This is a genomic window from Rathayibacter sp. VKM Ac-2857, from assembly GCF_013205025.1.
GTDB lineage: Bacteria > Actinomycetota > Actinomycetes > Actinomycetales > Microbacteriaceae > Rathayibacter.
In genome coordinates, this window is sequence record NZ_JABMLE010000002.1 from 1,005,517 (window position 1) to 1,029,957 (window position 24,441).

A 24,441-nucleotide genomic window follows, 5' to 3' on the forward strand; every position below is an offset into this window, starting at 1 on the left:
GAGAATCGCGTGCCAGCGATTCGAGACAGCGCGACGCGACCCGCCCCATGGAACGCACCACGCACCCGAGCCGACCGCACCGAGCCGCACAGGGGGCGGCTCGGAAGTGCGCACCGCAGAGCGCGCGATCGAGAATCGCGTGCCAGCGATTCGAGACAGCGCGACGCGACCCGCTCCACGTGACGCACCACGCGCCCGGCCGACCGCGCTGAGCCGCGCGGGGAGCGGCTCAGAAGGAGGCACAGCTTGCCGTCCGCAAGACACTTCGCCTACGCTGGCCCGTGGCTTTGTGAACGGTCACATCGCCCTCAGCGAGGAGTGCCATGGACCAGCGACGGCCCCCCGCCGAGGCGATCACGAGCGGCGCGACCGCCCTCGGGATCGAGCTCGGCTCCACCCGCATCAAGGCGTGTCTCGTCGACGCGGCCGACCCCTCCGTGGTCCTCGCCGTCGGCAGCCACGAGTGGGAGAACCAGCTCGTCGATCGCCGCTGGACGTACTCGCTCGACGCCGTGCACGAGGGGCTCCAGGCCGCCTACGCCGACCTCGTCGCCGACGCCGAGAAGCGCCACGGCGCGCGCCTCACCACGGTCGGAGCGCTCGGCGTCTCCGCGATGATGCACGGCTACCTCGCCTTCGACGAGGCCGGCGAGCTGCTCGTCCCGTTCCGCACCTGGCGCAACACCAGCACCGGCCCCGCGTCGGCCGAGCTGACCGAGCTGTTCGGTGCGAACATCCCGCTGCGCTGGTCGCTCGCGCACCTGCACCAGGCGGTCCTCGACTCCGAGCCGCACGTCGAGAGGATCGACTTCCTCACCACCCTCGCGGGCTACGTGCACTGGCGCCTCACCGGCGAGAAGGTCCTCGGAGTCGGCGACGCCTCCGGCATGGTCCCCACCGACCCGGCGACCCGCGACTACGACGAGACCGTCCTCGAGCGCTACGACGCCCGCGTCGCCGGCACCCTGCCGCCGCTGCGCGAGCTGCTGCCCGCCGTCCTCCCCGCGGGTGCCGCGGCCGGCGAGCTCACCGCCGAGGGCGCGCTCCTGCTCGACCCGACCGGCGCGCTCCAGGCCGGCGCCCCGTTCTGCCCGCCCGAGGGCGACGCCGGCACCGGCATGGTCGCCACCAACTCCGTCGCCCCGCGCACCGGCAACGTCAGCGCCGGCACGAGCATCTTCGCGATGGTCGTCCTGGAGCGCCCGCTCGAGAGCGTGCACCACGAGCTCGACCTGGTCGCCACTCCGGCCGGCGACCTCGTCGCGATGGTGCACTGCAACAACGGTGCGAGCGAGCTCGCCACCTGGGTCGGCCTGTTCTCGCGGTTCGCCGCGGCCTCGGGCGGACCCTCCGACAGCGACGCCGTCTACGGCACGCTCTTCGCGGAGGCGCTGGCCGGCGAGGCCGACGCGGGCGGGCTCCTCGCCTACAACCACCTCGCGGGTGAGCCGATCGCCGGACTCGTCGAGGGCCGCCCGCTCGTCGTGCGCACCCCCGACTCCCGCCTCACGCTGGCCAACTTCATGCGCGCGCAGCTCTACGGCGTGTTCGGCACGCTCGCGCTCGGCATGCGCGTGCTGGCCGGCGAGGGCGTCGTGATCGACGAGATGTTCGCGCACGGCGGCATGTTCCGCACGGCCGGAGTCGCCCAGCGCTTCCTGGCCGGTGCGCTCGACGCCCCGGTCTCGGTCGCCGCGACCGCCTCCGAGGGCGGCCCCTGGGGCATGGCGGTGCTCGCCGCGTTCCGCCTGCAGGAGGGGACGACCCTCGACTCCTACCTGACCGAGCAGGTCTTCGGCGACACCGGCTTCGAGACGGTGGCGCCGGACAGCGCCGACGTCGCCGGCTTCACCGCCTACCTCGAGCGCTACCGCGCCGGCCTCGCCGTCGAGCAGACGGCCGTCGACACCCTCACCACGCAAGGAGACACCGCATGACCGACAGCACGACCGCTGCACCCGCCGGCACTGCGCCCGCCGGGTTCGGCCCCGACGTCGAGGCCGCGATCGCCCGCGTCCGCGAGGACGTCGCCCGCCTGCACGCCGAGCTCGTCCGCTACGGCCTCGTCATCTGGACCGGCGGCAACATCTCCGGCCGCGTGCCCGGCGCCGACCTCTTCGTGATCAAGCCGAGCGGCGTCTCCTACGACGACCTCGCGCCCGAGAACATGATCCTCTGCGACCTCGACGGCACCGTCGTCCCGGGCAGCCTGGGGTCCGAGCGCAGCCCCTCCAGCGACACCGCCGCGCACGCCTACGTCTACCGCGAGATGCCCGAGGTCGGCGGCCAGGTGCACACGCACTCCACCTACGCCACCGCCTGGGCGGCCCGCGCCGAGGCGATCCCCTGCGTCATCACCGCGATGGCGGACGAGTTCGGCGGCGAGATCCCGCTCGGCCCGTTCGCGATCATCGGCGACGACTCGATCGGCCGCGGCGTCGTCTCGACGCTCACCGGGCACCGCTCGCGCGCCGTCCTGATGCAGAACCACGGCGTCTTCACCATCGGCAAGGACGCGAAGGACGCCGTCAAGGCCGCGGTGATGACCGAGGACGTCGCCCGCACCGTGCACATCGCGCGCCAGGGCGGCGAGCTCGTCCCCATCCCGCAGGAGTCGATCGACGCCCTGTTCGACCGCTACCAGAACGTCTACGGACAGAACCCCACCGGAGCACTCGCATGACCCGCAGCATCATTCCCGACCTCGCGACCCGCACCGTCTGGTTCCTCACCGGCAGCCAGGACCTCTACGGCGAGGACACCCTCCGCCAGGTCGCCGAGCAGTCGCAGGCCGTCGTCGCGCAGCTGAACGAGTCCAGCGACATCCCCGTCACCATCGAGTGGAAGCCGGTGCTGAAGAGCTCCGACGCGGTCCGCCGGACGATGATCGAGGCGAACTCCGACGACTCCGTCGTGGGCGTCATCACCTGGATGCACACCTTCAGCCCCTCGAAGATGTGGATCCACGGCTTCGACGCGCTGGCCAAGCCGCTGCTGCACTTCCACACCCAGGCGAACGTCGCCCTGCCGTGGCAGGACATCGACTTCGACTTCATGAACCTCAACCAGGCCGCGCACGGCGACCGCGAGCACGGCTACATCCTCAGCCGGATGAGCGTGCCGCGGAAGACGGTCGTCGGCCACGCCAGCGACGCCCGCGTCACCGAGTCGATCGGCATCTGGTCGCGCGCCGCGGCCGGCTGGTCGGCCTCGCAGAGCATGAAGGTCGCCCGCTTCGGCGACAACATGCGCAACGTCGCCGTCACCGAGGGCGACAAGACCGAGGCCGAGATCCGCCTCGGCGTCAGCGTCAACACCTGGGGCGTCAACGAGCTCGTCGAGCGCGTGGACGCCGCGACGGACGCCGACATCGACGCGCTGGTCGCGGAGTACGTCGAGAGCTACGACGTGGTGCCCGAGCTGCTCCCCGGCGGCGAGCGCCACGAGTCGCTGCGCTACGGCGCGGCGGTCGAGATCGGCCTGCGCTCCTTCCTGGAGGAGGGCGGCTTCGAGGCGTTCACCGACAGCTTCGAGGACCTCGGCGGACTGCGCCAGCTGCCGGGTCTCGCCGTGCAGCGCCTGATGGCCGACGGCTACGGCTTCGGCGGCGAGGGCGACTGGAAGACCGCCGTCCTCATCCGCATCGCCGCGGTGATGGGCGCCGGCCTGCCCGGCGGCACCAGCCTGATGGAGGACTACACCTACGACATGACGCCCGGCGAGGAGCTCATCCTCGGCGCGCACATGCTCGAGGTGTCGCCGTCGCTGTCGTCGAAGCGCGCGTCGCTCGAGATCCACCCGCTGGGCATCGGCGGCCGCGAGGACCCGGTGCGCCTGGTCTTCACCGCCGACGCCGGCGACGCGGTCGTCGTCGCGCTGAGCGACGTGCGCGAGCGCTTCCGCCTGGTCGCGAACAAGGTGACCACCGTCGAGCCGCCGCAGACGCTGCCGCACCTGCCGGTCGGCCGCGCCGTCTGGCAGCCCGCCCCCGACTTCGGCACCAGCGCCGCGGCCTGGATCACGGCCGGCGCCGCGCACCACACCGTCATGACGACGCAGATCGGCCTGGAGGCGTGGGAGGACTTCGCCCGCATCGCCGGCGTCGAGCTCCTCGTCATCGACGAGTCGACCACCCTCCGCGGCTTCGAGGCCGACATCCGCTCGAACGCGGCGTACTACCGCCTGGCGCAGGGGCTGTAGGCACGACTGCACGACCGACGGCCGGCTCCCCGCGGGGGGCCGGCCGTTCGTGCGTTCGCGGGGTCGCCTGATCAGCGGAGGTCACCCTTTCCTGCTGGTCGAGTAGCCGCGGAGCGGCGTATCGAGACCCCGCTTCGCCAGTGCGGCGGGACTGCAATGCCGACGTCTCGGCGGCGGTGGATCTCGATACGCCCGCTGCGCCGGCTACTCGATCAGCATGAAGGACCCGCTGCGCGGCCTGCTCCGTTCGCAGGGAGCGCTCGGGCGCTGCACAACATCAGCTGAGAAGGGGTGGCCTCCGCTGACGGGCGAGGGACCCTGGTCTCAGCTGATGTTGTGCGGACCCCATGCTGGTCGAGTAGCCGCGGAGCGGCGTATCGCGACCCGACGTCGTCGAGAGGGCGGGTCTGCAGGCCCCGTGTCCTGGCGATGGAGGATCTCGATACGCCCGCTCCGCGGGCTACTCGATCAGCATCAAGGACCCGCTGCGCGGACTGCTCCGTCCGCAGGGAGCGCTCGGGCGCTGCACAACATCAGCTGTGAAGGGGTGGCGTCCGCAGTCAGGCGATGCCCCCTGCTCTCAGCTGATGTTGTGCGGACCCCTTGCTGGTCGAGTAGCCGCGGAGCGGCGTATCGAGACCCGCCCACCGTCAGCACGGTGGGACTGCAGACCGAGCTCTCGGTGACGGTGGATCTCGATACGCCCGCTGCGCGGGCTACTCGATCAGCATGGAAGAGGAGCGCGGCGTCAGCCGCTCGATCGCCCCGCTCAGCGGGAGGTGGAGAAGGCCGCGTCGAAGGCGTCGGCCGGGGGCGTGATGGCGTTGAGCTTGCGGACGAAAGCCAGGGACTCGGGGGCGCCGTCGAGGCGGTCCATGCCGGCGTCCTCCCACTCGACGCTGGTGGGGCCGGTGTAGCCGATCGCGTTGAGGGCGCGGAAGACCGGCTCCCACGGGACGGCGCCGTGGCCGGTCGAGACGAAGGTCCAGCCGCGGCGCGGGTTGGCCCAGGGCAGGTGCGAGCCGAGGACGCCGTTGCGGCCGTCGAGGTTCGCGATCGACTCCTTCACGTGCACGTGCAGGATGTGCTCGGCGAAGTCGAGGATGAAGGCGACGCTGTCGAGCTGCTGCCAGACGAAGTGCGACGGGTCGAAGTTGAAGCCGAAGGACTTCCGGTGGCCGATCGCCTCGAGGGTGCGCTTCGCGGTCCAGTAGTCGTAGGCGATCTCGCTCGGGTGCACCTCGAGGCCGTAGCGCACGCCGACCTCCTCGAAGACGTCGAGGATCGGGTTGAACCGGTCGGCGAAGTCCTGGTAGCCGGCGGCGATCCACTCGTCGGAGGCGGGCGGGAACATCGCCACGCCCTTCCAGATCGACGAGCCGGAGAAGCCGTTGACCTGCTTCACGCCGAGCGCGGCGGCGAAGCGGGCGGTGTCCTTGAGGTCCTGCGCGGCCCGCTGGCGGACGCCCTCGGGGTCGCCGTCGCCCCAGACGCGGTCGCTCAGAATGTCGCGGTGGCGCGCGTCGATCGGGTCGTCGCAGACGGCCTGACCGGTGAGGTGGTTCGAGATCGCGAAGACCTGGAGGCCGTTCTGCTCCAGGATGTCCTTCCGGCTCTGCACGTACTCCGCGTCGTCCCAGCGGGCGACGTCGATGTGGTCGCCCCAGCAGGCGATCTCGAGGCCGTCGTAGCCCCACTCGCCGGCGAGACGGGCCACCTCCTCGAACGGGAGGTCTGCCCACTGGCCGGTGAAGAGGGTGATCGGTCGCGTCATCGCGGAGTCCTTACTCTCGACTCCCGTGCGCCGTCGCACCGGGAGAGGTAATTTGAAGTTCCAGGCAACATATCAGGCGCTCCCTCGAGCCCGAAAGGAACCGATCATCTCCTCGATCGACAGCGCATCGTCGCGCACCGACCTCCTCGTCACCGCCACCGCCGCTCCCACCTGGGAGGAGGGGCTGATCGTCGGCAGCGGCCGCGTCGGCGCCGTCGTCCACGGGCCGGCCGACGCGCTCACCGTGTCCCTGGCGCACGAGCGGTACTTCCTGCCCGTCAACGCGCGGCCTGCCGCACCTGATCTCGCCGGGGTGCGAGAGGAGCTGCGCAGCGCCCTGCTGGCCGGCGACGCCGATGCGGCGAGCGAGGCCCTGACCCGCGGGGCGCGCTCCAGCGGCTACGACGGCGGACTGATCTGGACCGACCCCCTAGGGATCTGCGCGACCGTCTCGATCCGCACGGCCGGCGGAGTCGCGTCGAGCCGCCGCCTGATCGACCCGCTGCTGGGCGAGGTCGCGGTCGAGTGGACCGACCTCGACGGCGGGCGGCACGCGGTGCGGCTGCTCGCCCCGCACGGCGGCGAGAGCGTGCGGCTGTGCGTGGAGTCCGACCGCGACGGCGAGAGCGTCGTCGAGCTCGGGCTGGGCGCGGGCGACGCGACCTCGTTCGACACCGGGGTCCCGGACGCGTCGGCGGTCGTCGAGGCGAGCGTCGAGGGCGGGGTGGTCGGGCGGCTCGTCGCCCTCGCCGGGACCGGCAGCGCGGAGACCGGGGGCGAGCGCGTCCGCGCGGTCGTCACCGCCGCCACCGGGGCGCCGTGGGAGGTCGACGGAGCCGTCACGCGCTCCGTCGCGCCCGTCGCGGCCGGCGCGGCCCGGCTCCTCCGCCTCGACCTCTCGCTCTCGGACGAGGAGCCGGTGGCGGACGACCTGTCGTGGACCGACCTGCGCGCGGCGCAGCGCGACGGCCACGGCCGCCTCGTCGGCGCCTCCGCCCTCGACCTGGCCGGCGCCTCCTCCGCCATCCTCACCGAGGACCTCTGGGACGAGGCCCGGGCCGGCGACGAGGGCGCGCGCCGCCGCGTCGTCGAGCTCGCGTACCTCAGCGGCCGGGCGAACATCGTCGCCTCGACCGGCGAGCTGCCGCCGACGCTGCAGGGCGTCTGGCAGGGTACCTGGCGACCGGCCTGGTCGGCCGACTACACACTGAACGGCAACGTGCAGAACGGCGCGATGGCGGGGATGATCCCGACCGGCACGCCCGAGCTGGCGCTGTCGATCCTGGAGCTGGTGCTGCCGCACCTCGACGACTACCGCGAGAACGCGCGCCTCGTCTACGGGGCGGAGGGGATGCTGCTGCCGTCGCGGATGTCGACGCACGGCCGCGCGGACCACTTCACCGCGAGCTACCCGCACCTGTTCTGGACCGGCTGCGGCGGCTGGGTGCTGCGCCTCGCCGCCGACGCCGTCGCCGCGACGGGCGACCGCGCCATCGTCGACGACCGGCTGTGGGAGCTGGCCGAGGGCGTGCTCCGCTTCGCCGAGACCGGCACGACCGTGGTCGACGGGGTCCGGCGGATCGTGCCCTCCTACTCCCCCGAGAACACCCCCGGCGGGGCGCGCTCGCCGCTGGCCGTCGACGCGACGATCGACGTCGCAGTGCTGCGCGACGCCGCGCGGGCCACCGCGCTGCTCGGGCGGGCCCGCGGCGACGACTCGCTCGACGAGCGCTGGGCGCGTCTGGTCGCCGAGCTGCCGGAGTACCGCGTGGCGGAGGACGGCACGCTCGCGGAGTGGATCGACCCGCGGTTCTCGGAGGAGATCGCGCACCGGCACGCCTCGCAGCTGTATCCGCTCTGGTACGGGGGCGACGCGGCGTTCGAGGGGGACAGTGCGGCTGCCGGGCGGCTGCGGGCGGCCGCGGCGGCGACCGTGGCGGCGAAGATCGCGTGGCGGGCCGAGGCGCCGACCGCTCCCCCGGGGCGGATGGAGATGGCATTCGGGCTGGTGCAGGTGGGCACGGCGGCTGCGGCGCTGGGCGATGCGGAGGCGGCGCTGACCTGTGCCGAGTGGTTGGCGGTCGAGCACTGGTCGCCGACGCTGACGACCCGGCACGACGCGGGGCGCATTTTCAACCTCGACGCGAGCGGCGGGCTGCCGGGACTGGTGGCGGCGATGCTGCTCGGCTCGGACGACGAGTCGCTGACGGTGCTGCCGGCACTGCCCTCGGTGTGGGCACGCGGTGCGGTGACGGGGCTGCGGGCGCGCGGCGGGCTCGTGGTGGACCGGTTGGAGTGGTCGCCGGGCCGCGCGTCGCTGTGGGCGCGGCGGCTGCCGGGCGCGGAGTGGCTGGCGCCGGCGGCCGGGACGCGGCTGCGGACGCTGCGCGACGCGGTGCTGCGGGTCGACGGGCGCGAGGTGTCGGGCGGGCTGCCGCTCGGCGCGGAGGCCGTGCGCGTGGACGTGGAGTGGCGCGGCTGAGGCCGCGGGGGGTGACCTCCGGCACGGGGAACGCGCCTGGGCTCGCTGAACCGGGCGGATCCGGCGAGCCGGACGTGAATCCGCGAGCCGGAGGTCCGCCGGAGTGACCTCCGGCAAGCTGAACACGCCACGGCACGCCGAAGCGGGCCGATTCGGCAAGCCGGACGCGGAATCGCGAGCCGGAGGTCGGCCGGGGTGACCTCGGCACGCGGAACACGCCTCGGCAAGCTGAACCGGGTGGATTCAGCGAGCCGGACGCGGAACCGCGAGCCGGAGGTCCACCGGAGATCACGACGAGCCGGCGGAGTTCTCCGGCACGAAGGTCATGCGGTCCGGCGCCGGCGCGCGAGCTATCGGCCCGGTTCGACGCCGAGCGCAGCGCTGCACAAGCGGGCTTGCAGGTGGTGGACAGTCCCGACTGGTGGGAGCGCGCGAGCGTCCAGGACATCGCGAAGATCGCGGAGACGGCGCATGCGTGGAAGGGTCACGACCCGATCGCAGAACGGGCCGCTGCCGTCGTGCAGCGCGAGGTGCTCGAGCGCTACGGCGCAGGGCGCCGCCCGCGGAGATCTCAGCCGCTGACCGGCGTCCACAGCGAAGAAGGGGGAGTACTAGTCGGTGCTCCCCTTCTTCGCGCTTAGGGTGCCTGTTGCCTGGAGGCGTTCAGACGCGGCAAGCGACCGCAGCTCGAAGATCACGGTAGGGGCCGCGCTCCGCCAGGATGCCGCAGCGCGGCAAGACCCGCGCGACCTCTCCGGTATCGCAGATGAGCGCGACCGCCGCGCGGGTGAGTACGAGCGCGACGCGGACGGCGGCTGCACGCCCACGCAGACCCCGATGAGCTACGCGGGCTCGCCACCGACGCGCGAGCGCAGGCCGCGTTTTACCGCGACGACAGCGCTGCACACCGCCGCGTCGTGAAGGTTCTTGACGTCGGTGCTCAACACACGTCGCGAAAAACGTACGATGTCGAGCCCTCATTTTGGAAGTGGGATCCACCCTGTGCGTACTCCACCGCTATAGATCTAAAAGAACCTTCACTTGCAGAGGTTCTTTTAACAAGGAGCACGATATTCGTAGCGGCACCGGCGGTCAAAAAGGCTCCGTCTGCCGATTCTCTATCGGACCAAGCAGTATCGGAACTCGGGGGATAATTTGATGTACCAATAGCATCGGCGGAAATGGGCAGAAAGTATGCTGCTTCAAGCGACACGCCAGAGGCATCAGTAAGTGTCACGGAACTTACTGTGACGTCTTCCTCTTCTGGTGTGAGCACGTCACCCAGTAAGACTTTTTCGTCTTCCAAGGTCGATGTGCATTGTTCGCCGGGCTGTCCACCAAAAGTCATTTTCCCCGGAGACGGCTGCGCCGCGCAGCCCGCCAGAAGCAGCAGGCTCAGTGTGCACGCTACGAGGCGCAGCCGCGACGTCACGGCTTAGCGACCAGACGCGCCGGGGAGTTGCCGGGGTAGGCGTTCGATCCGCACAGCTTGTGCGTGGCTGAGAACGAGAAGGTCAGAGCCGTCGACGTGGAGAACCCGGTCTGTGCAGACATGTTGATTCCAAGACCGACCGCAGCTCCTGCGGAGAAGGTGGTGGCACTCGTGGAGTTCTTCGTGAAAGAAGAGCCAGCAGCCTGGGTGACGCAGTATGTCGCCGAGGGCGGAGAAGCAGCAGTCGACCAGGTCGATCCGCCCGCGAAGCTCGTCGCCTTGGTCTGGTAGTTCTGGTAGCCAGAGCCGGCGCAGGCGTACCCGAACTTGCCGTAGTTGAACTGCGTCTTCCACAGCCTGCCGGACGCGCCGCTGACCGTAGGCATGCCGACGCTGGAACTACTTGACACGCTGTTTGTCCCGCTGGCACTCCAAGTTCCAGCGTTTCCACTCTGTGAAACACCGACGCCGAGCTGCGATGAAGCAGATGACGTGTAGTTGAACGAAGCGGAAGTCCCGATTGCTGTGTAGGCCTCACCGACCTGAACCCACTTGGGACCGAGGTTCTGGACGAGTGCCCAGCCGCAGCCAACCTGTCCGGCCGCGACCTGAGGATCTGCCTTCGCGTTGCTCGACTCGGCCGAAGCTGAATTGTTGGTGCCTGGGTCCGATTGGGCCTCAAGAGGAGCAACAGTGGGAGCTGCTGATGCTGACAGCGAGGACGGGAGCTTTCGTGACAGATCGAAGGTCGTAACCGAACCACCGACGGCGGCCTGTACTACGAAGTTGACCGTTCCCGTCGAATCCGCGTATGCGGGAAGCTGAGACGGGTCATCGAAGGAAATCGAATACTCGCCGTTCGGTCCCGTGATGTCAGCGCCGGCAGTGTAGGTGTTGACAGGGTCGCCGGTCGACAGCGCTCCGAGCGAGGCTCCCGCAGGCCAAGCCTCAAGGCTGACGGAGGTTCCGACGACAGGTGAGCCATCGGGCAGGGTGAGTGTTCCCGTTACGACTGTCGATTCACTTGCATCGGCTACAGCGGGTTGGGCAATCGCTCCCGCCAAAACAAGCCCGACACATAGTGCAGCCATATAGCTTTGCTTCATATCTTCTCCCAAAACGTCAGTGTTAGTGGTGTAGACGAGAAGTTAGGGGAACGGGTACTGACTTCGCTTGAGAGATCCCTCGGAGAGGTACCCCCATTCAGCCGCCTGCATAGTTTAGACATGTTGATGTCCGGAATGTCAGTAGGGTAATTTTACGAATTGCGTCGCGGCAGGGTTGCAGGCGCAGGCGCTCGCGTACGGGGCCGCAGCGGCCCGCGGCGGGGGCGAGCAGGGGCGCGCCTCAAAGCAGTTGCAGGAGCTGGCGAGCGACGCCCGCGACCAGGCGCAGCTCCACCGTGATACCCCCGCGAGCGAGCCAGCGCGGCCAAGCCCGCCGTGGATGCGGGGGGGCCGTTAGAACAGCGCCGAGCAGCGCGAAGCGATATCCGATAATCGACGTTATGCCAGTTAACCCGTACCAAACCGTGCTTCGCTTACTTGCCGTTCCAGGTTTACGCGAACAGCGTGTTTACGGACACCGTCGGACATGCCTACTCCAACGGCACCGACCTCAACGCCGGACTCGAGGCGTGGCAGAAGAACCTCGCGAGCTACGGCGAGTCGTAGGGCTTCAGCGTCGACAAGTGACCCTCGGAAGGTCCGGGTGGGACGTCCTCCATGCGGGCCTTCCGCGTGCCCGCGGCGATCACCGCGCTCCTCGCTGATCGTCGACGCCCCGACGCGAGGCAGGGCGATCCTCGCGGAAGGTGTCCTGGGAGTCCGGTGGCTGCACTATGCCGAGGCCATAAGCTTGAAGCGCTTCACACCTTCGACGACTCAATGACGAGGAGCAGGACATGCAGACGAAGACGCAATCGGCGCGGGTCGCGCGCTTCAGGGCGAGGGGCTCCGGCGCGCGATCGTCGGGGTCGGGAGGCCGACGCGGAGTTGGCCGTGCCGCACTCGCGGTCGGCGCACTCTGTGTGGCGATCATCGGGGCGGGCTGCGTGCCCGTGTCCGCGGCCGGGGCCAGCGCCGCGGTGACATGGACTTCGGACGACGGCGCGCACCGCCTCGAGACGCGACCTGCCAAGACCCTCTCCGCCACCGACACTTCGACCACGGACGCCACCATCAACGTCGATCCGGCCGCGACGTACCAGGAGATCCTCGGGCAGGGCCAGTCACTCGAGAGCAGCAGCGTGGCGAACATGATCGGCCTGTCGCCGGAGAAGCGCGAGCAGCTGCTGAAGCAGCTGTTCGACCCGGCGACCGGGAACGGCTACAGCATCATCCGCCTCGCGATGGGATGCCCCGACTTCTGCTCGCAGGAGTTCTACACCTACGACGACGTCCCCGCGGGGCAGACCGACGAGAGCCTCTCGAGCTTCTCGATCCAGAAGGACATCGACTCCGGCATCATCGCTCTTGCGCAGCGGGCGAAGCAGATCAATCCGGCCATCACCTTCTACCTGTCGATGTGGTCCGCTCCCGCGTGGATGAAGACCAACGGCAGCCTCAGCAACGGCGGCTCGGTGAAGCCCGAGTACTACGACGAGCTGGCGCGCTACCAGCGGATGGCGATCCAGGCCTACGAGGCGCAGGGCATCCCGATCACCGCGATGACCCCGCAGAACGAGCCGCGGGTCATCACGAACTACCCCACCGGTGAGTGGACCGGCGAGCAGATGCGCGACTACGTCCGCGACCACCTCGGGCCGGAGCTGCAGCACAGCGGGCTCGCGACCGAGATCTGGGTCGGTGACGATAATCCGCCGCGGCTGAAGGACTTCGTTCCTGCGATCCTCGACGACCCGCGGGCCGCGCAGTACGTCGACGGCGTCGCGATCCACGATTATAGCGGAGACGACCCGACGGTGCTGTCAGAGTTCTCGGTGAAGTACCCCGGCATCCCGCTGCACCTGACCGAGCGCACGTACTACGGCGTGACCGGCGAGCGGAACAAGGTCGACGGCAGCCAGCAGGCCGGCGTCACCCGCGTCATGGACTTCTACCGCAACGGACTCGCCAGCTGGACCTACTGGCTGAGCTTCTTCGACACCGCCGGGGAGCCGAACACCGGCCCACTGCGTGCCGAGTGCTGCGCGATCCCCGTCACCGCCGAGCCCGGCGCACTGGACGCCTACACGCTGAACCGCGACTACTACCTCTACGGGCAGTTCTCGCGCTTCGTCACGCCCGGGTCCGTGCGCATCGGCTCCGACCAGACGTCGAAGGACGTCACCAATGTCGCCTTCCGCACCCCGTCGGGACAGGTCGTCGTCGTCGTCGCGAACGCCGCCGCGAGCCCCCGCTCGGTAAAGGTGGTGTCTCCGGATGGCGTCCTCACCGACACGCTGCCCGCCGCGGCAGTCGCCACCTACCGCTGGGCGGGCACGACACCGCAGGCGGATGCGCGCCTGGGCTCGTTCCAGCTGGTGAACCGTGCCCACTCGGATCTCGCCGTGCATACCACCCGGGAGAACTACCTCCGCAACCCCGACGCAAGGAACGCCGTCGCCACACCGACCGCGTGGAACCTGCTCGAGCAGCGGTGGTCGATCACGTCGGCCGGGGATGGCTACTACCGCGTGACCAGCCGTAGCACTCCATCGACCGTGCTGCACACGACCGGCGAGCACTACCGCGGGAATGCGGCGCTCTGGAATATCGCGAGCGTGTCCGGCGCGCTGAACTGGGACGAGCAGCTCTGGCGGATCGAGCCCGCCGGCGACGGCTACTACCGCCTCGTCAACAAGGCGCGAGCGACAGTGCTGCAGGTCACCGGCGATGCCTACAGCGAAGCTAGCGCCGCGCGTGAGCTCGTCGGCTCGCCTGCCGGCTGGAACACCACCGAGCAGCAGTTCCGGCTCGTGCCGGTAGCCTGACCCCTCGCCCGCGAGAAAGGGCGCCGCCCCCCCCGTGGAAGATGCGGCGCCCATTGTGGCCCCCAGGTGCTGTGCTGTGGTGCGCGCCGGCACGTCTGCACCGGAGCAACCCGCGCACTCCCGCGGGCTTCGGTGCCGACCGGAGCGCCCGGGGAGCTGGGCAGCGCGGTGCCCGGACCGTCCGCCTCAGCCTCCCGTAGTCGTTATGGTTCGCGCCCGCCACGGCGAGCAGGACAGAGGGGGCACGGATATGGCGATTCGTTGCTGAGTTCCCTCGAAGGAAGTCTGACCGCCAACCGGAGGAAGGTAAGCGTAGGCGGTTGTTTAGCTATGAAGTCATCCGCACCATGTCCTGGTGCAGCTCTCTCACAGAGGACTCCTGCTTCCTCTCTCATGTCTTTTCGCGCCGCGCCTCCTCTTTTGCGTGCTGGACGAGGGCGGCGATGCGGCGGCGCGAGCGCGAGCGCCCGGCCAGCAGCGCGGCGAGCATCAGCGCGATCCCGAGCAGCACCAGCAGCTGTGGCAGCGGCCCGGCCAGCACGGTGGCGGAGGAGGTGACGGGCGCGACCGACACAGGGTCGACTCCGTCGGGGGTCACCACGGTCGGAGCGACGGTCACGTCGGTGCCGATTGCGAACAGCGGCCAGACGCCGTCGAGCGCGACCGAGATCGTCCGCCGGTCGCCGGGCAGCAGCTCCTGGGCGGCCGCATCCTCGGCGACGAGCGGTGCGAAGGCGCCCTGGGCGCTCACCGTGCCGTCGAGCAGCAGGCGGACGTTGCCGGTATTGACGATCTCGGCGTCGACCGACAGCGATCCCGGCGCGAACGGGTTCCACGAGAGGCGGTAGTCGCTCGCAATGTCCTCGACGGCGACGGAGGGAGCGACGTCGCCGGTCACCCGGGTCATTACGCGGAAGCCGATGCGGCTCTCGACCCCGACGGACGAGCCGCCGGCGTCGGCGCCCACCGAGACGAGGGAGGCGGCGATGCCGGCCGCATGGTCGCCGGGCTCGGCATTGTCGGGCACGGTCACCGAGAAGGGGACGATGCCGACGGCTCCGGGTTCGACAGTCACGGTCTCGGGCGCGGTGATCCAGGTGCCCGCGTCGACCGACTCCTGGTCGGAGGGGAGCATATTGAAGCGGCCCTTGTCGGTGAAGTACCCGTCGGCTGCGTCGATCCGGAAGGTCACGGTCCGGTCGCTGAGGTTGCGGACCGCGGCCTGCTCGTCGGCGTTCTCTCCGGGGTTGAGGTCGAGCTCAGCCCAGGAGCGCTTGTCGACGGCGCCGTCAGTGGCAGGGCTGACCATCCACGTGACCTGGTTGGTCGCGGCTACGGCGGCGGGAGCGGCCCCGAGGGAGAGCACGCCCAGGAGAAGTGCTAGAGAGGTCGGTAGCACGGTGGAAGGACGGCGGGCTTCGTACATGCGGGCTCCTGTGGGTCGCAGGTTTCCTGACGGAATCCGTTTTCGCATCTGAAAGTCGATGAGCTGAGTTACGAGCCACACGAGGACCCGGCTGATGCAGCCACCCGTCGTTCGGCGAGAAGCTTTCGGATCGAGGAGTAAGGGAGCGAGTCCTGCATCAGTGCGGGTCCATCCAGGATGATCTCGCCGGGTGACGTGTGTCGATCGTTGACACGAGGATGGTGAAGCCTTCCACCAGCGGACACGAGCGTGGAGTCGATGGATTCTGCGATCGCAGCGGTGCCGAGAGCGGCGGGCATCCTCGATGGGGCGAAACGCATCTTTGGGGGACGGCGCGGGTCACCATGCCTGCCACTGCTCGAAGCGGATCGAGTCGAAGATCGCCGAGAATTCGGGGATGCCGCCGTTGCCGGTCGGCCAGTCGGCGAGATTGACGTCACCGCTCGCCCAGGATCCGACGGTGACGACGAGTTGGACGAAGAAGGCCTGGTCGAACGGCCAGCCCGCGGAGGCGCGAGGATCGCTGGGTGTGGCGGAGTGATAGACGGTGCCGTCGATCGACCAGGTGATTGACCACGGGGACCAGTCGAGGACGTGATCGACCCATCGGCCCGCGAGAGTGGGTAGAGGGCCCGAGTAGGTGTTTGCGATCGGGCTGCCGCCCGAGTAGCCCGGCCCGTGGATCGAGCCGAAGGGCGAGCCGGGGCGGCCAAGTGCTATCTCGGTGGCGTCGATCTCCCCGCAGGAGGGCCAGCCGACGCTGTCGATGTTCTGTCCGAAGAGGCAGACCCCCAGGCCGGCTCCGGTACCCGGGGTGAGGAACTGCCGAGTGGTCAGGCGCCCGTGTGGACCGAGTACTCGTTTGTTGCGTGTTGTGATGCTTCCGGCGCGGTAGGCGAAGCCGTTCAGTGGTTCGTGTCGGGCTTTGAGGACGAGATTTTGGCCGTCGATGCTGACCATTCCGGGGTCGTTGTACTGCTGGTCTCGAAGGTCGGTCTGGCCGGGGCCGGACATTGTTGACCAGCTCGTGAGGTCCAGTGCGGTGCCGGCGAAGTCGTCTTGCCAGAGGGTGACCCACCGGCCGTCCTCCGCGGACGCCTGTGGTGAGACGGAGCCGGCGGTGATTCCGGTTGCGGCTGCGGCGGCGAGAAACTGGCGCCGGGGGAATCGAGGACCGTTGGTGGGGACTGCGAACGTCATGGCGAGCTCCTTTGCTCGGCGGCTCGAGCGCCGCAAGGTGTGACGGGGAGAGAAGGGGCCGAGCTAGCTTCTGCGTGACTCGGCCCCTTCTGGTATCGATCGGCGCCTAGTGGTGGGAAATCACTGCACAGGGCGTCGTGTAGTGCCGATGGCTGCCCTCTCCTTCATCGTGAACCCCTGAGGGGGTGGGAGGGTCTGCCAAGTGGTGCATGTCTCGATCGATGCGTTCGAAGGTGAGCGTTTCTATTCGAAGAGCGAGAGGGTGAGCACGGAGCGGTAGTCTCCTGCGATCACGTCCGGTTCGGTCTTGAGGGTGAGGTCGGCCTCCACAGTCCAGCTGCCTTCCGCATTGACGGCTTGAGAGTCCGCCGCCAGTGCCAGCAGCTCTTGGTCGACGAGGCCGACGGCGTTGGGGCCGGTGTCGAGGACGGTGCCGACCTCGTCGCCTTCGGCGACGAGTCCGGAGTCTCCTCCATCGAGCAGACGCGGGGTCCATCCGAGGTGGTCCGCGCCGATGCTGGGTTGGCCGGTGGCCCCGACGAAGTCGCTGGCGGAGCCGAGAACGTACCAGCCCGCTCCCTCCGGAACCTCGTCCGCGTCGCGGGTATCGGTGACCGTCACGGTGGGAAGGGTGCCGATGAACTGACGGACGACGGGGGTGCTTCCTGACTCGGCCAGGGTGGTCGAGTCAGCGGCGACGGTCATCGCCAGGACGCCCGGTCCCTCGATCTCGGGGATGGTGACGGAGACGTCGACGTCGTTGTTGTCGTACTCGGTGTCGGCGAATGCCGCGGCACCGCCGACTGTGGCCAGGATCAGTCCCCCGGTCAGGGCGATGGTCGTGCGGGCTAGGAGGGGGCGTCTGATGATCATGGTTTTCTGCTTTCTCCGGCGGGTGTCGCCCGGATGTGAAGGAGATGTCGAGTCGGTGGAGCGAAGAGGTCGAAGGGGCGGGGAGCCGCTCCGACCTCTTCGCGTCAGCAGGTGATGGCGGGGTAGTCCGCGGTCGTCGTCCCGCTGCGGTCGCCGGTCGCGGTGGACTTCACCGTGACTGAGCCCGCAGGAATGGTTGCTGCTCGAGTGGTCTGAGCGACCGTCGTGTTCTTACCCGGTGCGAGAGCCGTGCTGCTCTTCGTTCCCCAGGAGGAAGAGATCGTGACATCCACCGGCACGGTGTCGCCGTTGGTGGCGACCGTGGTCAGCGTGACCTTGCCTGCGATGCAACGGGGAGTCGCTTTCGCGGTCACCGTCAGGGGCGGCACCGGCTGACCGACGAAGGCGTAGACCTCGGCGACGGTCCAGTAGCTGGTCGGTGCGGCCTTAGTCAGCTCCACCTTGAAGTAGCGGGCCTGAACCGCGGGGAAGGTGATGTTCGTGAATCGGTTCGCACCGCGGCCGGTCGCGATCGGCTCGCTCCAGGTGGTCCCATCAACAGAGCTGCGCAGGGTGTAGCCGCGTGGCCAGTCGTTGGCGCTGGCGCCGCTCTCCAGCGTTCCGGAGTCGAGGGTGAGCTGGCCGAAGAGCTGCGCGGTCCCCGTGTCGATCGTGATGCTCTGCCCCGCTGCTTGAGCGGTGAAGTTGCGCCACGCGGTGTTCGTGTTCCCGTCGAGCATGGACGGGGATCCCCAGTCCTGCAGGCTCGCGGAGGCGGCCCAGCCGGCCCGGTCGACCGGAGCGGTGTCGGAGCGCCAGGTGTAGGTGCCGACGGTCGCTGCGGGGAGGGTGTCGGCGACCTGGCCGTCGAAGTCGACGAGGCGGAACGCCTGGTCGTAGTCGGTCTGGTTCACCACGATGGCGACGTACTCGCCGTCGGGGTTGCGGAAGACGACGTTCGTGACCGTGCCGGTCGATCCGTAGTCGCTGTCGATGCGGACGGCGCCGCGGTCGAGGTAGCGGGAGAACTGCGCGTAGAGGTAGTAGTCGCGGTCGAGGTACCACGCGTTGAGGTCGTCGTGCGGCGCGCCGATCTGCTGAGGGAAGGAGTCGCCGTCCAGCGGGCCGGCGTTGGGCAGGCCGTCCTCGTCGAGGAAGGTCAGCCAGTAGGTCCAGCTGCTCACGTCGTTGCGGAAGAGCTGGACGAGACGGTCCATGCCCTTCACGTCGTAGTAAGAGCGCTCGGTCAGACGGACGGTGATGTCGGGGTACTGCTCGACGAGTCGCGCGGCCTGAGTGACGTCGCCGTCGTCGTAGTCGTGCACACCGACTCCGTCGACCATCGGCCCGACGACCGGGTCGGCGAGGATGTTCGCGAACTGGGAGGTGGTCCACCAGTTGTCGTCCTGGATCCAGATCTCGGTGTCCAGGCCGGCGGAGTCGAGGGCGCCGCGGAGGAACGGGATGAAGTCGCGCTCCTGCTCCCAGGTCCACTGCGAGGAGGGGTAGTCCGGCACGACGGTGGGCTCGTTGGCGACGGTGACCGCCTTGATCGGGATGCCCTGCTCGGCGTAGGCGAGGATGGCGAGCTTGTAGTACTGAGCGAGGACGGGGTAGTACTCGGGGAGCACCGTGCCGCCGTTCTTCAGACTGTTGTTGTCCTTCATCCAGGCGGGCGGGCTCCATGCGGAGGCGAAGAATTCGACGTCCGGATTGATCGCGAGGGCTTGCTTGGCGACCGAGATGATCTGCCCGTCGATGTCCTTCTGGATCGAGAAGTTCGTCAGGTCGGGATCGGTCTGCCCGTCGGGCAGATCGTCATAGGTGTAGAAGTCCTCGGCGCAGAAGTCGGAGCAGCCGAAGGACAGCCGCATCAGGTCGTAGCCGTTCCCCGTCGTCGTGTTGAAGAGGGCGTTCATCAACTCGGTCCGGTTCTCCGTGATGAGCTGGGCGATGTTGTAGACGCTCGAGGACTCCAGCGACCCGCCGATGCCGTCCAGCGTCTGTCCCGTGCTGGTCGTGTCCACGCCCAGCGTCGTCGGGTTGGAGCTGCTGATCGGGCCGAACGCCAGATCGTTCTGCTTCTCCAGCTTCTGGCTTCCGTCGGACGAGCTGTAGACGACGGACACCGGAATGGCCGGCGTCGTCGCCGCTTCGGCAGTAGCGGGTACCGACGCGAGGAATGCGCCGCCCAGCAGGCTGAGGGTTGCGGCGCTGGCGATGCCCAGCCGCGCTCGTGTTCGCAAGGGGACCACAATTCTCCTTTGAATGAGACCGAGCACTGTTGCTTCGGCCGTGGTTTGCACTGGCCCGCCCCGGATTGAAGCGCTTCAGCGTTAAGGAGGCTATGGACGGAGATCGCCTGGCACAAGACCATGGCGCGAATGGACGCTCGATCTCGGCGATCCCGGGAGCGAATGATCGGACCCGCGATCGCCGTCCAGTCCGTAGTGTCGCTGCCGGAGACGGCGAAAGGCCGCCGGATCCCCGTGAAGGGGACCCGACGGCCGTCCGTGGGTGGGAGCGTCAGCGGTAGGTGCCGACGGCGCTCACGTTCCCGGCGACGTCGGTCGCGCGGTACTCGACCTTGACGTACTGCGGCAGACCGAACAGCACGGGGCTGCGGTAGGTGAGCCACGGGGTCATCCGCATCTTGCCCTGGTAGCGGATCTGGTACCGGTATTGCACCTTGTCTACGCCGGAGGTGGCGTCGGTGGACGTGAGCGTCAGGCGGTAGCGCGCCTTCTGCTCGGTGGCCACGACGGTCGGAGCGGTCCGATCGATCTTGCCGTTCCACTGCACCGTCTCCGAGACGTTGCCGGAGGCGTCCGTGGCTCTCGCCACCACCGAGTGCTCACCGTCGGCGTCGAACACGATCGGGCCGGTGACCGGCGCGAAGTCGCCGCCGTCGATGCTCGCCTCGACGCTCGGGGACGCGTCGACGTCGTCCGTCGCGGACACCGTCACTGTCACCGGGTCGCGGTACCAGCCGGCCTTGCCGGTGGGCTCGGCCGGATCGATGGCGAGCAACACGGTCGGAGCGACGTCGTCGACCACGGGGGTCGTGACGGAGACCGTGTCGGTGAGGCGGATGTCACGCGAGGAGGCGCCGACAAACAGGTCGGTCTCTCCCTCGGGCGTCACCCAGGCGTCGGACTCCACGTCCCAGTAGGCGAGACGGTGGGTGGAGTCGTAGAGCGGGATCGGGATCTCGACGGTCCCGGTTGCTCCGGGCTCCAGCGTGATCTGGCCCCAGCCGAGCAGCTGGCGCTCGGGCGTGACGACGCTGTCGGTCGGCAGCGCTCCGTGGTACAGGTTCACGGTCTCGGTGCCGGCGACGGCCCCGGTGTTCCGGACCTGGACCCGGGCGACGCCGGCCTGGTAGGTGTCGTCACCCTCGCCCGCGCGGGCGATCGGGTCCTGTACCTCGACGCTCGAGTACTCGAAGTCCGTGTAGGAGAGGCCGTAGCCGAACTCGAACAGCGGGTCGAGGTCGGCCGCATCGAAGCCGCGGTACCCGACGTTGAGGCCCTCGGTGTACTCGACGGTGAGGTTCGGGTTGTTGACGTCGTAGACGGGGTTTTCGAGGCCGAGCTCGTCGGTGACCTGCGAGGCCGACTTCGGCCAGGTGATCGGCAGCTTGCCCGAGAAGTTCTCGTCACCGAAGATGAGAGCGGCAACGGCGCGTCCCTGCTCCTGTCCCGGGTACCAGGACTCGAACACGGCGGCCACGTCGTCCACCCACGGCATCTCCACGCCGGTACCCGTGGAGAGCACGACGATCGTGTTCGGGTTTGCAGCGGTGACGGCCGAGATCAGGAGGTCCTGGTTCTGCGACAGCGCGAGGGTGCCGCGGTCGAGCGACTCGCCCATGTAGTCGTTCGCCACGACCACCGCGACGTCCGAGCGCTGCGCTGCAGCGACGGCTTCCGCGATCTGGGGTGAGGCGGCCGCGCTGGGCGGCGTCCAGTCGAGCCGGATCGCCGTTCCGAGGTTGCCGCCGGTCGAGCAGCACTGGCTCGGCGCATCCGGAACGTAGTCGATCCGGATGTCGTAGCTCTCGCCGGCCTGGAGCACCTGGTCGACCGAGAAGGTCTGGAGCTCGTCGGCGTCGGCGGTGAGGACCTCTTCGCCGTCGACCGACAGGGTGGCGGAGCCGAGGAGGGTGAAGCCGAGGCCGTAGGTGCCGGTCTCGGTCGGGTTCAGTGAGCCGGTCCACCGCGTCGAAGTGGGGGCTCCGGCGAAGGTCGCGACCGGCGGCAGCTTGGGGGCGGGCGACGGGTCGTAACCGAAGGTGGCGAGGAGGGCGACGAGGCCCTGGCCCCAGTTCAGCTGGTCGTCGACGCGGGTGGTCACGGCGGGACCGGTGAAGTCCGGCGAGCCGAACCACTCACCGGTGATGCCGGTGCTCGCGCCGTCGGCGGAGCGGAGGACGCCCGAGGGGATTGGCTGCGCGCCGGGGAGCAGGTCGCCGGGGCGGACCGGGTCCCAGCCCTCGACGTGCTCGACGGTCGCTCCGGCGCCTGCGCGCGCGGTGATGCCGTCGAGGATCGTCGACGTCTCGGTGGGGTTCACGACGATGTCGCTGCCGAAGCCGGTCATGTAGCGGTCCGCTCCCTCGCCGATCACGGCGATGGAGTCGAGCTCGTCGGTGTCGAGGGGCAGAGCGCCGTTCTCGTTGCGGAGCAGGACAGAGCCGTCGACGGCCATGCGGTAGGCAGCGTCACGGCCCGACTGGACCACGGACGCGGGCAGCGGCGAGGCGGAGGGGGCCGGGTTCTGCAGGCTCCCGGGCGGCGGGTTGTCGATCAGCCCATGCTCGAAGTAGGTGCGCAGGACGCGGTGCACCATGTCGTCGAAGCGCTCGGCCGAGATGGTGCCGTCCTCGACGGCGGTACGGAGGGTCGCCGAGTCGGGGAAGTTGGGGCCGCAGACGTCCGCGCCGGCGTTGTAGGCCTGCAGCGTGACGCAGGCGTTGAAGTCGGAGGAGACCCAGCCGGGGAAGCTGAGCTCGCCCTTCAGCGTGTCGGTCAGCAGAGACGGGCTCTCGCAGGCCTTGGTCCCGTTGATCTTCGGGTAGGCGCACATGATCGCGCCCGGGTCGGCCTCGATGATGGGTTCCCACTGGCGCGTGTAGAGCTCGCGCAGCGTCCGCTCGTCGATGATCGTGTCCATCGTGCCGCGGGCGGTCTCCTGGTTGTTGCCGATGTAGTGCTTGGGGAGGGAGTAGACGCCCATGGTGTCGTTCGTCTCGTTCACCCCCTCGATCGCGCCAGCCGGCATCAGGCCACCGAGCAGCGGGTCCTCACCGTAGGTCGCGAACTGGCGGCCGTGAAAGAAGGAGCGGCGCAGGTCGGCCGCGGGGCCGGCCCAGCCGGAGAAGCCCGTGAGGTGGGCCTCCTCACCGGCCTGGCGGCCGAACTCTCGGGCGAGCTCGAGGTTCCAGGACGAAGCGATGGCCTGGCCCGCGGGGAACGCTGTCGTGGGCACGCCTGCGGCGATGACACCGCTCGCACCATCGATCTCCCGGCGTGCGGGAATGCCCAGCTCAGGGATGGCCACCGCGCCGCTACCGCTGCCGGTGAAGAGGGTGAGCTTCTGATCGAACGTCATGGCCTCGGCGAGGAGGTCGGCCCGTTCGTCGGAGGAGAGGGTCGTGTCCATCCACGGGTCGCCCTCCGCCGCGGCGGCCGGCACGGCGGCACCGGTGGCGACCAGGGCTCCGGCGAGTGCGACGGCGACCAGGCCCCGCAGCCAGGGGCGGCGGGAGTGATGGGGCGAGGGGGTTTCTCGCAGTGGATCGGGTCTGAACAGCGACATCGCTGGCCTCCTGGCGGTGAGAGTGCGCCGCGGTCAAAAGGGGGGTGCCGTAGCGCTCGCTCAATGTGGCAGTTGAAGCGCTCCAGGTCAACGCCGTACTGGAGTGGTTGACCCGAAGAACGGCCTGTGAACACACTGCCGAATACCTGTAAAACTCACTCCGGCTCTTCGAGGACACCCAGAAGTGCGGAGGGTCAGCTCGCCGGCGCGGAGTCGGTGCGCTGCTCGAAGCGGATCAGTTCGACGACGGCGTACGGGTCCTGCGCGGCCCCGCTCTCGTCGCGCGGCCAGGTGGACTCGTCGACGTCGCCGGAGAGGTACGACCCGACGGTGAGCACGATCGTGACGAAGAACGGCTGATCGAACGGCCATCCGCCTGCGGCCCGCGGATCGGACGCTTCGGCGACGTGGTAGACCGTCCCGTCGATCGCCCAGCTGATCCGTCCGGGCTCCCACTCGAGGACGTGCTCGGCCCACCTGTTTACGAGCGAGGGGACGGAGCCGGTGGTCGAGATCGGCGAGCCGCCGGAGTATCCCGGTCCGTGGATCGACGCGAATGGCGACTCGGGTCGCCCCAGCGCGATCTCCGTCGCGTCGATCTCCCCGCATGCGGGCCAGCCGACCGAGTCGATGTCGACACCGTAGAGGCAGACGCCGAAGCCCAGGCCCTGCCCCGGACCCAGGAGCTGTCGCGTGGTGAGGCGCCCGTGCGGTCCGACCTGGAGCTTGTCCTTCGAGGAGATGCTCCCCGCGACGTAGGGGTACCCGTCCCGCTCCTGGCGGCGGGCCTGGAGGACGAGGTTGCCGTCCTCGATCGCGACCATGGCCGGGTCGTTGAAGTGCTTCTCGTTCAGGTCGCGGTTGCCGCCGTAGTCGGCGGCGGTCCACACCGCGGTGTCCAGCACACCTCGGGAGAAGTCGTCTTCCCAAACGGTCGTCCATTTCGACGAGGCGGCCGGAGCGCCCGCCGGCTCTGTGGGCTCCGAAGACTCGACGGGTTCGGCCGGCGACGATGTCGGCGGCGACCGGATCGGCTGTTGGGCGCACCCCGCCGATACCCCCGCGACGCCGAGTGCACCGCCGACGGCCAGGAGCGATCGGCGGGTGATCCGCCCTTCGCCGGAACCCGATCCACTCATGTGCCTCTCCCCCACTTCTCGGTGACGCCGCTCCTTCGGTGGAGGACGTGCGCTGAAAGCTCGCCCACCCTCATCGCGCGTTCCGAACTGCCACAAGAGGAGAAGCGTCCGTCGAGGTGGACCAGAATGGTGGCGCGGACCCTACGACGATGGTCCACGAT

Annotated in this window: 13 protein-coding genes; 5 read left to right on the top strand and 8 right to left on the bottom strand. The window is 69.2% G+C overall.

Going from position 1 to position 24,441, the window contains the following annotated elements:
• Positions 1 to 323: 323 nt before the first annotated feature.
• From HQQ86_RS11915 to araA, 3 genes are read left to right on the top strand one after another with little or no spacing between them, the layout of a single operon-like run.
• Positions 324 to 1,937: a xylulokinase gene (locus tag HQQ86_RS11915; RefSeq protein WP_173288280.1), complete on the top strand. Its 1,614-nt coding sequence runs from the start codon at positions 324 to 326 to the stop codon at positions 1,935 to 1,937.
• Complete coding sequence (locus tag HQQ86_RS11920) at positions 1,934 to 2,683, top strand: L-ribulose-5-phosphate 4-epimerase (RefSeq protein ID WP_173288282.1); 750 nt, start codon at positions 1,934 to 1,936, stop codon at positions 2,681 to 2,683. The genes HQQ86_RS11915 and HQQ86_RS11920 overlap by 4 nt, the downstream gene beginning before the upstream one ends.
• On the top strand, positions 2,680 to 4,200 hold the full coding sequence (gene araA, locus HQQ86_RS11925; protein WP_173288284.1) for an L-arabinose isomerase: 1,521 nt from the start codon (positions 2,680 to 2,682) through the stop codon (positions 4,198 to 4,200). The genes HQQ86_RS11920 and araA overlap by 4 nt, the downstream gene beginning before the upstream one ends.
• Before the next feature lie 769 nt (positions 4,201 to 4,969).
• Here araA and HQQ86_RS11930 read toward each other — a convergent pair.
• Positions 4,970 to 5,974 carry a sugar phosphate isomerase/epimerase gene (locus HQQ86_RS11930; protein ID WP_173288286.1) on the bottom strand — a complete coding sequence of 335 codons (1,005 nt, stop codon included), beginning with the start codon at positions 5,972 to 5,974 and terminating at the stop codon, positions 4,970 to 4,972.
• A 25-nt stretch (positions 5,975 to 5,999) separates the two neighbouring features.
• Between HQQ86_RS11930 and HQQ86_RS11935 the strand changes: the two genes are divergently transcribed.
• On the top strand, positions 6,000 to 8,456 hold the full coding sequence (locus HQQ86_RS11935) for a glycoside hydrolase family 95-like protein (RefSeq protein WP_173288288.1): 2,457 nt from the start codon (positions 6,000 to 6,002) through the stop codon (positions 8,454 to 8,456).
• Between the two features lie 1,428 nt (positions 8,457 to 9,884).
• Here the strand turns inward: HQQ86_RS11935 and HQQ86_RS11940 are convergent.
• Positions 9,885 to 10,994, bottom strand: a complete 1,110-nt coding sequence (locus tag HQQ86_RS11940; protein WP_173288290.1) for a hypothetical protein — start codon at positions 10,992 to 10,994, stop codon at positions 9,885 to 9,887.
• Between the two features lie 947 nt (positions 10,995 to 11,941).
• Here HQQ86_RS11940 and HQQ86_RS11945 point away from each other — a divergent pair.
• Positions 11,942 to 13,822, top strand: coding sequence for a glycoside hydrolase family 30 beta sandwich domain-containing protein (locus tag HQQ86_RS11945; protein WP_173288291.1), 1,881 nt, complete (start codon positions 11,942 to 11,944; stop codon positions 13,820 to 13,822).
• A gap of 391 nt (positions 13,823 to 14,213) precedes the next feature.
• Here HQQ86_RS11945 and HQQ86_RS11950 read toward each other — a convergent pair whose 3' ends face one another.
• From HQQ86_RS11950 to HQQ86_RS11975, 6 genes are all read right to left on the bottom strand, one after another.
• The gene (locus HQQ86_RS11950) at positions 14,214 to 15,188 is read right to left on the bottom strand and encodes a DUF916 domain-containing protein (protein ID WP_173288293.1); all 975 of its coding nucleotides are present in this window, start codon (positions 15,186 to 15,188) and stop codon (positions 14,214 to 14,216) included.
• Positions 15,189 to 15,587: 399 nt separating this feature from the next.
• Positions 15,588 to 16,448, bottom strand: a complete 861-nt coding sequence (locus tag HQQ86_RS11955) for a family 16 glycosylhydrolase (protein WP_173288295.1) — start codon at positions 16,446 to 16,448, stop codon at positions 15,588 to 15,590.
• A 243-nt stretch (positions 16,449 to 16,691) separates the two neighbouring features.
• Positions 16,692 to 17,321 carry a hypothetical protein gene (locus HQQ86_RS11960; RefSeq protein WP_173288297.1) on the bottom strand — a complete coding sequence of 210 codons (630 nt, stop codon included), beginning with the start codon at positions 17,319 to 17,321 and terminating at the stop codon, positions 16,692 to 16,694.
• A gap of 104 nt (positions 17,322 to 17,425) precedes the next feature.
• A complete protein-coding gene (locus tag HQQ86_RS11965) occupies positions 17,426 to 19,567 on the bottom strand; it encodes a discoidin domain-containing protein (protein WP_173288299.1) in 2,142 nt (713 codons plus the stop codon).
• 280 nt (positions 19,568 to 19,847) lie between these two features.
• Positions 19,848 to 23,141: a glycoside hydrolase family 3 protein gene (locus HQQ86_RS11970; RefSeq protein WP_173288301.1), complete on the bottom strand. Its 3,294-nt coding sequence runs from the start codon at positions 23,139 to 23,141 to the stop codon at positions 19,848 to 19,850.
• A 194-nt stretch (positions 23,142 to 23,335) separates the two neighbouring features.
• On the bottom strand, positions 23,336 to 24,046 hold the full coding sequence (locus HQQ86_RS11975) for a glycoside hydrolase family 16 protein (RefSeq protein WP_173288303.1): 711 nt from the start codon (positions 24,044 to 24,046) through the stop codon (positions 23,336 to 23,338).
• Positions 24,047 to 24,441: the final 395 nt, after the last annotated feature.

What these genes read in the sequence shown, in the direction of transcription:
- HQQ86_RS11915 (WP_173288280.1), top strand. Translation starts at nt 324, where the DNA reads ATGGACCAGCGACGGCCCCCCGCCGAGGCGATCACGAGCGGCGCGACC.
- HQQ86_RS11920 (WP_173288282.1), top strand. Translation starts at nt 1,934, where the DNA reads ATGACCGACAGCACGACCGCTGCACCCGCCGGCACTGCGCCCGCCGGG.
- araA (WP_173288284.1), top strand. Translation starts at nt 2,680, where the DNA reads ATGACCCGCAGCATCATTCCCGACCTCGCGACCCGCACCGTCTGGTTC.
- HQQ86_RS11930 (WP_173288286.1), bottom strand. Translation starts at nt 5,974, where the DNA reads ATGACGCGACCGATCACCCTCTTCACCGGCCAGTGGGCAGACCTCCCG.
- HQQ86_RS11940 (WP_173288290.1), bottom strand. Translation starts at nt 10,994, where the DNA reads ATGAAGCAAAGCTATATGGCTGCACTATGTGTCGGGCTTGTTTTGGCG.
- HQQ86_RS11955 (WP_173288295.1), bottom strand. Translation starts at nt 16,448, where the DNA reads ATGACGTTCGCAGTCCCCACCAACGGTCCTCGATTCCCCCGGCGCCAG.
- HQQ86_RS11960 (WP_173288297.1), bottom strand. Translation starts at nt 17,321, where the DNA reads ATGATCATCAGACGCCCCCTCCTAGCCCGCACGACCATCGCCCTGACC.
- HQQ86_RS11970 (WP_173288301.1), bottom strand. Translation starts at nt 23,141, where the DNA reads ATGTCGCTGTTCAGACCCGATCCACTGCGAGAAACCCCCTCGCCCCAT.